Source organism: Achromobacter sp. UMC71 (genome assembly GCF_014170305.1).
GTDB lineage: Bacteria > Pseudomonadota > Gammaproteobacteria > Burkholderiales > Burkholderiaceae_B > Achromobacter.
In genome coordinates, this window is record NZ_LZZT01000045.1 from 241,533 (window position 1) to 253,340 (window position 11,808).

Here is an 11,808-nt window from a genome sequence, read left to right on the forward strand (position 1 = left end):
CCGCACGCGGGGCCGCGGCGGCAGGACGCCGCGAGTTCCGGGATCAGCCCGCGGCGGCGGGGCCGAATTGCAGGCGCGGCACGGCCTCGAGCAGCCGGCGCGTCATGTCCTGGCGCGGCGCGTGCAGCACCGCGTCGGCCTCGCCCAGTTCGATGATGCGGCCGCCCTCCATGACCGCGATGCGGTCGGCCAGGTATTCGACCACCCCGAAGTTGTGCGTGATGAACAGGTAGGCGATACCCAGCTCGTCCTGCAGCTCACGCAGGAGATCCAGGATCTGCGCCTGCACCGACACGTCCAGCGCGGAGGTGGGTTCGTCGCAGATCAGCACCTTGGGTTCGACCGCCAGGGCGCGCGCGATGGCGATGCGCTGGCGTTGGCCACCCGAGAACTCGTGCGGATAGCGCGTCAGTGTATTGACCGGCAGGCCCACGCGTTCGATCAGCCGGGCGGCATGGGCGGCGCGTTCCTGGGCGGTCATGCCGCGGCGCAGGGATTCCAGGCCTTCGTCGAGGATGTCGCCCACCCGCATGCGCGGATCGAGCGAGGCATAGGGATCCTGGAATACGATCTGGATGTCCTGGCGCAGACGCTGCAGGCGGCGGCGGTCGGCCGTCAGCAGGTCCTGTCCCTGCAGCATCGCGCGCCCGGAAATGCGGGCGCCGTCGATCAGGCGCAGCAGCGCCTTGCCGGTGGTGGTCTTGCCGCAGCCCGACTCGCCCAGCAAGGCCAGTGTTTCGCCGGCGCGCAGCGTGAAGGTCACGCCGTCGACGGCCTTGACCCATGAGGCGATGCGCCGCAGCGGCCCCTTGCGCACCGGGTAGTGGACCAACAGGTCCTGCACGTCCAGCACCACGCCGGGATCGCGCACCCGGCGGCGGACGACGGCGCCCTCGCCTGCCTGCGCGCGGCGCGCCGGTTCACTCAGCGGCACGCCACGCTTTTCAAACGTCGGGATGGCGTCGAACAGCTGGCGCGCGTAGGGATGCTTGGGCGCGCGGAAGAATTCCTCGGCGCTGGCGCTTTCGACGATTTCGCCGCCACGCATCAGCGCCACATGATGGGCCACGTTCTTGACCACCGCCAGATCGTGGGTGATGAGCAGCACGGCCATGCCCATTTCCTGCTGGATGTCGGCCAGCAGGTCCAGCACCTGCGCCTGCACGGTCACGTCCAGTGCCGTGGTGGGCTCGTCGGCGATCAGCAGCAACGGTTCGGCCGCCAGGGCGATGGCGATCATGACGCGCTGCTTCTGTCCACCGGAGAACTGGAACGGATAGTCATCCACGCGCCGGTCCGGCTCGGGAATGCCGACCCGCCGCAGCCAGTCGATGGCCCGCGCGCGCGCCGCGGCGCCGCGCAGCGGCGTGTGGGCCAGCAGGGTCTCGATGATCTGGTCGCCCACCCGCATGACGGGATTCAGGCTGGTGGAGGGTTCCTGGAAGATGATGCCGATGCGTCCGCCGCGCACGCCGCGCATGGCGCTTTCCGGCAGCCGGTTCAGGTCTTCGCCGTCCAGCTCGATCTGACCGCCGACGATGCGGCCCGCATCCGGCAGCAAGCGCAGCAGCGCCAGCGCCGTCATGCTCTTGCCGCAGCCGGATTCGCCGACCAGCGCGAAGGTCTCGCGCTGGGAAATTGCCAGTTGCAAGCGCTTGACCGCATGCGTCATGCCGCTTTCGCCGACGATATCGACATCCAGGCCCTGCACGGCCAACAAAGGAGTGTCCTGCGTCACGGGGCGTCTCCCGGTTTGGATTGGCGGGCATCGGCGGCCAGCATGGCGCCCGGACGGCGGCCGAACAGGCCGATGCCGGGCAGGCGGCTCGGCTTGTAGCGGCGCGTGCGCGGATCGAAGGCATCGCGCACGGCGTCGGCGAACAGGTTGGCGGCCAGCACCAGCGTCAGCATGAAGAGGAAGGCGGTCAGGAGGTTCCACCAGATCATCGGGTCGCGCGACATTTCGAGCCGGGCGCCGTCGATCATCGAGCCGAACGAATTCATGCTGGGGTCCACGCCGATGCCCAGGTAGGACAGCACGGCCTCGTACAGCACCAGACCCGAGAATTCGAGCACCACGGTGATCAGCACCAGGTGGGCGACGTTGGGCAGCAGATGGCGGGTCATGATGCGCCAGTGGGACACGCCGAACGCCCGCGCCGCCTGCACGTATTCCAGCTCGCGCAGCTTGAGGGTTTCGGCGCGCAGCAGGCGGCACAGGCCGGCCCAGCCGGTAAAGCCCAGGATCATGCACAGCAGGAACAGACGCAGGTCGGCGCGCGCGGCCGAGGTGTCGAACAGGTCGGCGTGGTTGTCGATGTAGACCTGCATCATCAGGGCGCAGGCGGCTACCAGCAGTACCCCGGGAATCGAGGTGATGGTGGTGTAGAGATACTGGATGGCGTCGTCGACCTTGCCCTTGAAGTAGCCGGCCGCGATGCCGAACACGATGGCGGGCGGCAGCATGGCCAGGGTGGTCAGGCTGCCGATGACCAGCGCGGTGCGGATGCTTTTCAGGGCTTGCCACAGCACATCGTTGCCGATGCGGTCCGTGCCCAGCGCGTGGTAACCGCTGGACAGGCCCGCCAGCGCACCGGCCGCCAGGCATAGCAATGTGAACGTGACGGCCATGGCGCGCCAGGGCACATCCGAACGTCCGCCGAGCACGGCCTGCGCCGCCGCGGCCGCGCCTGAACGCCGGGCGAGGCCGGCGAACAGCAGGCCCGTGCCGGCCAGCGCCACGGCCAGCCCGACCGCCACGCCCAGGCCCAGGCGCTGGTAAAGATCGCCGGCATAGTCGCGGTCGGGATCGGCCAGGTGCGCCCCCGCCGCCCGCAGGCGGGGGAAATCGCGCACGGGCTTGTCGTCGACCAGCAGGGTTTCCTTGGTGAACTGGCGTACCGCCAGGGGACTGGAATAGGTTTTTTCAGGTTGCGTCAGGACCGAGCTGCCCAGCAGGCCGTCCAGCACCGATTTGACGGCGGGCGCGTAGACCCGTGGCGCGTCCGCCGCGGCGCCGGGCGCGGGCGGCAGCAGCGGCCGGTAGTGAACGGAATCGAGCAGGCCGATGATCGCGAACGCGGCCAGCACTACGGCCGAGCACATGGCCGGCGTGTCGTGCGCCACGCGCGCCCAGGTGGAACGCAGGTTCGGGCTGCGCCGCACCCGCCAGGCATAGGTCAGCGCGCCCAGCACCATGAGCCACAGCGCGATGTCGGTCCAGAGAAATACGAACTTGGGCATGGCGGCTACTCGAATCGGACGCGGGGGTCAGCCAGCGTGTAGGAAATATCGGCCAGGATCAGCCCCACGATATAGAGCGACGCGCCCAGGAAGACCATGGCGCGCACGATGGAGAAGTCCTGCGCGTTGATGGCGTCGATGGTGTAGCTGCCCAGCCCGGGAATGCCGAAGAAGGATTCGGCGATCAGGCTGCCCATGAACAGCAGCGGCAAGGCGGCCACGGTGCTGGTCAGGATAGGCAGCATGGCGTTGCGCAGCACGTGGCGGAACAGCACCACGCGCTCGGCCAGCCCCTTGGCCCGGGCCGTGCGCACGTAGTCCTTGCCGATTTCCTCCAGGAACAGGGTGCGGTAGAAGCGCGCTTCCGGCCCCAGCCGCGACACAATCGCCACCAGCACCGGCAACGCCAGGAACTTGACCACGTCCAGGCCGCCCTCGAAGCCCGAAAACGGCACCAGCCGCAGCAGCTTGGCGAACATCCATTGGCCGGCGATGATGTAGAACAGGCTGGAGATGGACAGCAGGATCACGCACACCACCACGCCCCAGAAATCCAGGCGGGTCGCGCGGAAATACACCAGCGTCAACGCGAACACGACGCTGGCGAACAGCCCCAGGAAGAAGGTCGGCACGGCCAGCGCCAGGCTGGGGCCCATGCGTGTCTGGATCTCGCGGCCGATGTCGCGGCCGCCGTCGGACCTGCCGAAGTCCATCGCCAGGAGCGGCACCGAGCGCTGGTAGAACACGGTGTCGGTCAGTTGCGCCGCGCCGCTGGCCTGGCCGTTGTAGAACAGCGGCTTGTCGTAGCCATGTTCGACCTTCCATTTTTCCACCGCGTCCTGGCTGATGCGCTGGCCGCCGATGGCCAGCCGCGCCATGTCGTCGGGCGTATTGACCGCGAAGAACAGGATGAAGGTGAAGAGGTTCACGCCGATCAGGATCAGCACGCCATACAGCAGCCGGCGAATGATGTAGCCGATCATGATTGATGCTCCTTGCGCTGCGGCTGGGCAAAAGCGGTCTGCCGTTCACGCCGCTTGAGCGCCACGTACGACGGCCAGATGACCAGCGCGATCAGCAGCGCGAACAGGCCCACCGGCCACCAGATGGGGGAATTCCATTCGTCGATCTTGCGCTCGCGCAGGGCCGGGTCGATCTTCATGTACTGCAGCGTGTTGCGCACCATCTGGGTGGGCTTGGCGTTGCCGACCCACTGCTGGTAGGCGCCGCCCGACATCGGGAAGTAGCCGAACATCCAGGGCGCGTCGCGCTGCACGATGGCGACCATGCGGGCGATCAGCGCCTCTTTGGCGGGGCCGTCGTCCAGGAATTTCATCTGCTCGAACAGCCGGTCGTATTCGGGGCTGTCGTAGTTGGCGGCATTTTCGCCGCCGTTCTTGGCCTTGGCGTTGGGGCCGTAGAGCAGAAAGAGGAAGTTTTCGGCGTCGGGGTAGTCGGCGTTCCAGCCCCACAGGAAGATCTGGGCGGAGCCGCGCCGCATCTTGTCCTGGAAGCGGTTGTAGTCGGTGGAACGCACGTCCATCTGCACGCCGATCTTGGCCATCTGGCGGCGCATCCAGTCGAACTGGGGATTCGAGCCGCCACCCGTCATGGAGTCGTAGTACAGCACCAGGGGCGCGCCGGTCTCGGCGTTGCGGCCGTCCGGGTAGCCGGCCTCGGCCAGCAGGCGGCGCGCGACGTCGACCGATTTGCGCACGGGTTTGCCGTCGACCAGGTCGTAGACCACCGGGTTCACGCCTTCGGGCGGCTCGCGGTAGCCCAGCACGCCGGGCGGCACCGGGCCGTAGGCGACCGAGGCCTGGCTGTTCTCGAACACCGCCACATATTCTTCCCAGTCGAAGGCGATGCTGATGGCCTGGCGCAGCTTGCGGTTCTTTTCGGCCTGCTCGGGAGTGTCGCCCTTGCCGACCACCGGGTCCAGCCAGTTGAAGCCCATATACCAGTTGGCGGTCTCGACGGTGGTGGGCAGGCGGATGCCGTGTTCCTGGTATTTGCGGGCCTTGTCCTGGCTGTCGCCGGCCGCCACCAGCATGGCCACGCCGTACTCGCCGCGCTCGATCTGCGGCATGTCGTAGTAGCCCTGCATGAACTTGCCGGTCAGGGGGATGGCTTCTTTTTCGACGCTGAACACCGCGCGGTCGATGAAGGGCGTGGGTTTGCCGCAGTCGGCCAGCAGGCCGGCAGCCTGGTCGCCCGGCCCGCCTTCGCAGGGATAGGGCTCGCCATGGAAATTGGGATTGCGCGCCAGCACATGGCGGCGGTTCTGCAGCGACTCGGCCAGCATGTAGGGCCCGGTGCCCACCGGCCAAGTATTGAGCGACAGGTCGTGGTCGGCCATGCCGGGCTGGTTGTAGAAGCGGTCGGCCTCCCAGGGAACCGGGGCCGTGAAGGTCATGGCCAGCCAGTACTTGAACTGCGGGTACTTGCCGTTGACGCGGATGCGCAGCGTGTGCGGGTCGAGCGCCTGCACCCCGGTGAAGCCGTCGGGCTCGCGCAGGTCCAGCCAGGAAGCGCCTGCGCCGCCGGGCAGGTCGCGGCGCAGCGCCTGGTCGCGCTGGCGCAGGCGATCGCCGTAGTCCTTCAGGCCGCTGACGTATTCGGCCAGCAGGGAATAGATAGGCGACACTACCCGCGGGCTGGCCAGGCGACGGAACGCGTAGACGTAGTCGTCGGCCGTCAGCTCGCGGGTGCCGGTGCGGGGAAAATCGGGGATGGCGAATTTGTCTTCGAGGTCTTCCGGCGAGAGCGGGAAGTAGTCGTAGCTGCCGTCGGTCTTGCGCGCGAAGGCAGGGTGCGGCGCAAAGCGCACGCCGGGCTTGATCTTGATGTCGTAGACGCTTTGCGCAATCTGCTCGCCCGGCGCATCGGCCGGCAGGACCTTGCCCTGCGCGTCCAGGTAGACCGGCGGGTCGATGGACGCGGCAGCCCGGGGAATCAGTTCGTAGGGACGCTTGAGATAGTGATACCCATAGAGCGTCTCATAGATGCTGTAGGTATAAGGGGTTTCGTCGACGGAATAAGAGCTGGCCGGGTCCAGGTATTTGGGCGAGCGCTTGACGAAGGCGGAATACAGGGTGTTCTGGCCTTCGGCGCCGGACGGATACGGGCTGTTGATGGGGCTGCTTTCCTGGGAGCAGCCCGCCAACGCCAGCACCAGCAGCATGGCCGCCGCCCAAAGCCGCTTCAAAGCACGCATGGAAACCTTTCCTTCTATTCAGTGCGACAGAGGATAGCAAAGGACCTCCTGCCCCAGTACCCAGGCATCCCCCTAGGGGTAATGCGGGAACCAAACGGCGTCAGCCGCACTGGCGCTGGCGCCAGCAGTCGTAGCGCCACTTCCAGGGTTGCATGGGGTTCTGGCCGGCCCACAGGCCGCGCCCGGCGGCCTTGGCCTGGCGTTGCAGCCCGGGCATGGCCTGGTCGCGCAGATAGTCGCCCTGGCGGGCCGTGTAGGCCCAGGCATAGCCGGCTTCGACCTGCAGGCGGTTGGCCGAGCGGCCGTCTTCGAGGATCAGCGCGCAGACCTCGCGGCCGTACTGGTCTTTTTCGTAGCACTGCGCGGTCAGGGTCTTGCCGGCCACCAGGTCGGCCAGGTTCTTGCGGGCGGCTTCGGCATAGGGCTGGCCGGGCTGGTCGGCGCCGTGCCCCTCTTCGGGCGCGTCGATGCTGTCCAGGCGGATGCGCCGCTGCCCGTCGGGCGCGCGCAGGGTCACGGTGTCGCCGTCGGCAACGTTGACGATCATGCCGGTCAGGGTATAGCTGCCCGCTGGCACGCCGCCGGCCGGGGCGGCGCCGGACTTGCCTTGGGACGCGGGGGCCGGGGCGCCGGGCCGGTCGCCGGAGCGCTGGCCGCCCTGCCCCGACGGTTGCAGCCAATTGACGATGGCGCCGGCCGCGGCCAGGACCAGGGCGACAATCAGGGCGGTCAGCTTGCTGCCGCCGCGAAAGGGAGGTTTGCCGCGCACGGGCCGGGCTCCGGATAGGGAAACGATGGGCAGTGTGCCACAAGCCCGCCCCGGCGGGCGGGCCAATCCGCTACAGCCAGCCCGACTTGCGGAAGCGCCAATACAGGAAGGAACAGACCGACACGATCACGCCCAGGGTGATGGGATAGCCCAGCGGCGATTCCAGTTCGGGCATGAACTTGAAGTTCATGCCGTAGATGCCGGCAATCGCCGTGGGCACCGCCAGAATGGCGGCCCAGGACGCCAGCTTGCGGGTGGTGTCGTTCTGCGCGGCCTGGCCGATCATCAGGCTGGCTTCAAAGGCGAAGGCCAGCGATTCACGCAGCGCGTTGAACAATTCGTCGACCCGCGACACTCGGTCGGCCACTTCGCCGAAATACGGGCGGGCGTGTTCGTCCACGGCCGACATCTCGACCCGCGCCAGGCGGCGGCTGATCTCGACCAGCGGCGACACGACGGTATGGATGCGCAGCAGGTCGCGGCGCTGGCGATACAGCTTGCGGATGTCGGAGTCCTTGGCGCCGCGGATCAGCAGCTTCTGCTCGGCGCCCTCGACCACCGATTCGATCTTGCCGGCCGCCGCCACGTAGCGGTCCACCAGCCAGTCGAGCAGTTCGGACGCCACGTAGTCGCTGCCGCGCTTGAGCAGGTCGGGCGAGGCCTCCAGGCGTTCGCGCAAGGGGCTGTGGCCGGCAGTAGCACCGCGCCGCACCGTGACCAAGAAGCCTTCGCCGATCAGGAACTGGGTTTCGCCGAAGATGGGCCGCTCGGCCTCGACTTCGACGGTGATGGCGACGATCAGCACCATGTTGCCGTAGTCGATGATCTTGGGCCGGCGGTGCGGCTCCAGCATTTCTTCCTGGTTCTTGTCGCAGGCGCCCAGCTCGCGGGCCACCTGGGCCAGCAGCTCGGGGCTGGGGTTGCGCAGGCCGACCCACAGCATGCTGCGGTCCTGGTTGACGTACTGGCCCACCTCGTCGATGGGCACCTCGCGGTCGCGCCTGCCGTTCACATAGGCAATGGACGCCACGACCTCGCCTTTATGGGGATCGGTGGCGGCATTTTCTTCAGTAGACATAGGCATCCTCCGGCTATGCGAGCCCTTGCGGAAACAGCGTATCGGTATGGGGCGATGATAGCCCACGGCGCCTGACGGCAGGCTGCCACCGCAGGCCCCGACCGGCCGGAAACGAAGGTCAGGCGAACAGGTTGCGCACGCGCTTGGCGACGTCCACCTGCGGCGCCTGGGGCGCCTTGGGTTCGCGCGGCCCGCCGGGCAGGTCCGGCAGCTTGGGCAGGTGGTCGAACAGCGGCAGCATGGCGTTGGTGATGTAGCGGGTGCGCGAGCCGTAGACATGGCGGTCGCCCATGCCGGTCTGCTGGTGCACATAGAAGCGCTGCGGCACGATGAGCTGCAGGCGTTCCTTGGCGCGCGTCATGGCTACGTACAGCAGGCGGCGCTCTTCTTCGATTTCCTCGGCCGTGCCGGTGCTCATGTCGGACGGGATGCAGCCGTCGACCACGTTCAGCACGTACACCGCCTTCCATTCCTGCCCCTTGGCCGAGTGGATGGTGGACAAGATCATGTAGTCCTCGTCGCGCGAGGGCGCGCCGGACTCGTCGCTGGTGGCGTCCGGGGGATCCAGCGTCAGCTCGGTCAGGAAACGCTCGCGGGACGGGTAGCCGGCGGCGATGCGCACCAGCTGGTCCAGGTCGGTCTTGCGCACGCGGGCGTCGTCGTACAGGCGTTCGAGCTGGCCGGCGTACCAGCGCAGGGCCAAGTCCACGTCCGCGGGCCAGCGCAGGCCGGGATCGGCCAGCGCGGCATAGGTGTCGGCAAAGGCGCCCCACTCGGCCTGGGCCGCCCCGCCTGGCTTGAATTCGCGCAAGGCGCGCAGCGGCTCGGCCGATTGCGCCATGGCGTCCATCAGCTTGCCGGCGGTGGCCGGGCCGATGCCGGGCAGCAACTGCGCCACGCGGAAGCCCGCCATGCGGCCGCGCGGGTTTTCAGCCCAGCGCAGCAGCGACAGCAGGTCCTTGACGTGGGCCGCTTCCAGAAAGCGCAGCCCGCCGAATTTGACGAACGGAATATTGCGGCGGGTCAGTTCCAGCTCAAGCGCCGCGCTGTGGCTGGACGTGCGAAACAGCGCGGCCTGCGACTTGAGCGTGGCCCCGCCCTCGCGCTGCGCCAGCACCTGGTCGGCCACCCAGCGGGCCTGCCCGCCTTCGTCGCTGACCGTGACCAGCTCGGGCAGCTGCGACGACGAACGGTCGGTCCAGAGGTCCTTGGCGTAGCGCTCGGTCGCCAGGCCGATGACGGCGTTGGACGCGTTCAGGATGGGCTGGGTCGAACGGTAGTTGCGGTCCAGCGTAATGACGCGGGCGGGCTTGGGGAACTGCGTGGGGAAATCCAGGATGTTGCGCACCGTGGCCGCGCGGAACGAGTAGATGGACTGGGCGTCGTCGCCCACCACGGTCAGGCCGCGGCCATCGGGCTTCATGGCCAGCAGGATGGCCGATTGCAGGCGGTTGGTGTCCTGGTACTCGTCGACCAGCACATGGTCGAAACGCCCGCCGACGTCGGCGGCGATGGCCGGGTCGCCCATCATTTCGGCCCAGTAGAGCAGCAGGTCATCGTAGTCGAGCACCTGCTGGTCCTGCTTGGCCGCCACGTAGGCGCGGAACAGGTTCTTGAGCTCGTCTTCCCACTGCGCGCACCATGGGAACACGCTGTGCAGCACGTCGGCCACCGGCGTCTGGCTGTTGACCACGCGCGAGTAGATCGCCAGGCAGGTGCCCTTGAGCGGAAAGCGCGACTTGGTGGACGACAGGCCAAGCTCGTGCCGGACCATGCCCATCAGGTCCTCGGCGTCGCCGCGGTCGTGGATGGTGAAGGCTTCGGACAGGCCGATGCGCTGCGCGCAGTCGCGCAAGAGGCGCGCGCCGATGGCATGGAAGGTGCCGGCCCACGGCAGCGACGGCGCTTGCTGGGTGCCGCGCAGGTTCATGACCCGCTGCAGCACGGAACCGACGCGGCGTTCCATTTCCTGGGCGGCACGGCGCGAGAAGGTCAGGAGCAGCATGCGCTGCGGGTCGGCGCCGTTCAGGATCAGGTGGGCGACCCGGTGGGCCAGGGTGTTGGTCTTGCCCGACCCGGCCCCGGCAATGACCAGCAAGGGACCGTCGTCGCCCGCGCCGGCCACCCCGAATTCAGCGGCCTCGCGCTGGGCGGGATTGAGGTCGGCCAGCGGATCGGGACGGCTGTTGGAAGGCGGAAGGGTCGGGTCGGACATGGCGCGCGGGGCTGGCGGGCAGGCGCGGCGGGGCCGGCCTGACAACTGGTTATATATCCAGGCATCATAACAGCCGCGGGCAACCTCCCGCGGGGGGCTGACGGGGACGCAGGAAGAGCGAGGACGGGCAGCGCGGCGGTCGCTCGTCGCCCGGACGATTCAAGGCTTGGGTTGGGTCTTTTCGATGAACTGCTTCAATTGCGCCTCGGTCGCCTCGCCGGGTGGAGGCAGTCCTGGCAAAAAGTCCGCAGCGTCAGGCCTAGACGCTGAAGGCTGTACACGCACTTCGCCCCCGGGCAAGAAAATCGCCCAGGCATAGCCGCTATAGGAAATGTCGTAAGGCAAGACCGGCGCGTCTCGTACCGCCAATGCATCCTGCCCGCGCTCGAACATGGAATCGGAGTTCCATTCGACCCGCATCGTCATGCCCGGCACCCACTCCCTTGGCAGCGAAACACAGCAAGTGCTGGATGTGTAAGCCTGCGCACGAGCGGTGCCTGCCCACGCTTGATTGATGAAGACCGGGCTCAAGCCCTCATCCAGATAATTGACGATGCCCAATCGAACAGCAAGCGTCTCGGGGGTCGGCATGGGCTGCGTCGAAGCCGGACCAGCGATCAGGCTTGAAGCGCCCAGGAACATTGCCAACATAGATCGCCGAATCAGACGGGCACTGCCATGTAGCGACTGACCGCGTGCATATGAACGAAGAATCCGTATGCTTGGGCGCATGCCTACTGCTTGGGTTGCGTCTTTTCGGTGAACTGCTTCAATTGCGCCTCGGTCGCCTCGCCGGGTGGAGGCAGTCCCAACAAAAAGCCTTCCGCGCCAGGACGAGAGCGTGATGGTTGCAGCCGCACCTCTCCACCAGGCAGAAAAATGGCCCAGACATAACCATCGTGAAACGGCTCGTATGGCATGACCGGAACATCGCGAACCAATAGATCATTCTCGCCACGATAAAACATCGAATCAGAATTCCACTCCACCCTCATTGTCATTCCCGGCTTCCACTGGGTCGCAATGGCAATGCAGCAAGTGCTGGATGTGTAAGCCTGCGCTCGAGCACTTCCCGCCCATGCACGATTGATGAAGACGGGGCTCAAACCTTCGTCAAGATAATTGATGATGCCTAACCGCACGCCAAGCGTTGCGGGAATAGGCATAGACTGCGTCCAACCAGCCACAGGCTGCCCTATCAACGCCATGCAAAAAGCTAAAGAGCATCCCCAACGAAGCGAGCGAAGTCGAGTGAACAGGCTGATCGGAAAATTGATTTTCTGCAT

The 11,808-nt window shown here is 67.0% G+C and carries 9 protein-coding genes; all 9 read right to left on the reverse strand.

Annotated features, from left to right (window positions below; translation table 11 throughout):
• Positions 1–43: 43 nt before the first annotated feature.
• Positions 44–1,738, reverse strand: a complete 1,695-nt coding sequence (locus A9974_RS22015) for a dipeptide ABC transporter ATP-binding protein (protein ID WP_183006292.1) — start codon at positions 1,736–1,738, stop codon at positions 44–46.
• Positions 1,735–3,243 (reverse strand): ABC transporter permease, encoded by a 1,509-nt coding sequence (locus A9974_RS22020; protein WP_183006293.1) that lies wholly within the window; start codon positions 3,241–3,243, stop codon positions 1,735–1,737. Before A9974_RS22020 ends, A9974_RS22015 begins: the two co-directional genes overlap by 4 nt.
• Before the next feature lie 5 nt (positions 3,244–3,248).
• Complete coding sequence (locus A9974_RS22025; RefSeq protein ID WP_183006294.1) at positions 3,249–4,226, reverse strand: ABC transporter permease; 978 nt, start codon at positions 4,224–4,226, stop codon at positions 3,249–3,251.
• Positions 4,223–6,460, reverse strand: coding sequence for an ABC transporter substrate-binding protein (locus A9974_RS22030; RefSeq protein WP_183006295.1), 2,238 nt, complete (start codon positions 6,458–6,460; stop codon positions 4,223–4,225). Before A9974_RS22030 ends, A9974_RS22025 begins: the two co-directional genes overlap by 4 nt.
• 100 nt (positions 6,461–6,560) lie before the next feature.
• Entirely contained in the window at positions 6,561–7,229 is a 669-nt protein-coding gene (locus tag A9974_RS22035; protein ID WP_183006296.1) for a thermonuclease family protein, read from the reverse strand.
• Between the two features lie 70 nt (positions 7,230–7,299).
• Positions 7,300–8,307, reverse strand: coding sequence for a magnesium and cobalt transport protein CorA (locus tag A9974_RS22040; protein ID WP_183006297.1), 1,008 nt, complete (start codon positions 8,305–8,307; stop codon positions 7,300–7,302).
• Between the two features lie 118 nt (positions 8,308–8,425).
• On the reverse strand, positions 8,426–10,522 hold the full coding sequence (locus tag A9974_RS22045) for an ATP-dependent helicase (RefSeq protein ID WP_183006298.1): 2,097 nt from the start codon (positions 10,520–10,522) through the stop codon (positions 8,426–8,428).
• A 159-nt stretch (positions 10,523–10,681) separates the two neighbouring features.
• Positions 10,682–11,173 carry a DUF3304 domain-containing protein gene (locus tag A9974_RS22050; RefSeq protein WP_183006299.1) on the reverse strand — a complete coding sequence of 164 codons (492 nt, stop codon included), beginning with the start codon at positions 11,171–11,173 and terminating at the stop codon, positions 10,682–10,684.
• An 83-nt stretch (positions 11,174–11,256) separates the two neighbouring features.
• Positions 11,257–11,808: a DUF3304 domain-containing protein gene (locus A9974_RS22055; protein ID WP_183006300.1), complete on the reverse strand. Its 552-nt coding sequence runs from the start codon at positions 11,806–11,808 to the stop codon at positions 11,257–11,259.

Excerpts from the sequence above, each read along its gene's own strand:
- A9974_RS22020 (WP_183006293.1), bottom strand. The coding sequence starts at position 3,243 with ATGCCCAAGTTCGTATTTCTCTGGACCGACATCGCGCTGTGGCTCATG.
- A9974_RS22025 (WP_183006294.1), bottom strand. The coding sequence starts at position 4,226 with ATGATCGGCTACATCATTCGCCGGCTGCTGTATGGCGTGCTGATCCTG.
- A9974_RS22030 (WP_183006295.1), bottom strand. The coding sequence starts at position 6,460 with ATGCGTGCTTTGAAGCGGCTTTGGGCGGCGGCCATGCTGCTGGTGCTG.
- A9974_RS22040 (WP_183006297.1), bottom strand. The coding sequence starts at position 8,307 with ATGTCTACTGAAGAAAATGCCGCCACCGATCCCCATAAAGGCGAGGTC.
- A9974_RS22045 (WP_183006298.1), bottom strand. The coding sequence starts at position 10,522 with ATGTCCGACCCGACCCTTCCGCCTTCCAACAGCCGTCCCGATCCGCTG.
- A9974_RS22050 (WP_183006299.1), bottom strand. The coding sequence starts at position 11,173 with ATGTTGGCAATGTTCCTGGGCGCTTCAAGCCTGATCGCTGGTCCGGCT.
- A9974_RS22055 (WP_183006300.1), bottom strand. The coding sequence starts at position 11,808 with ATGCAGAAAATCAATTTTCCGATCAGCCTGTTCACTCGACTTCGCTCG.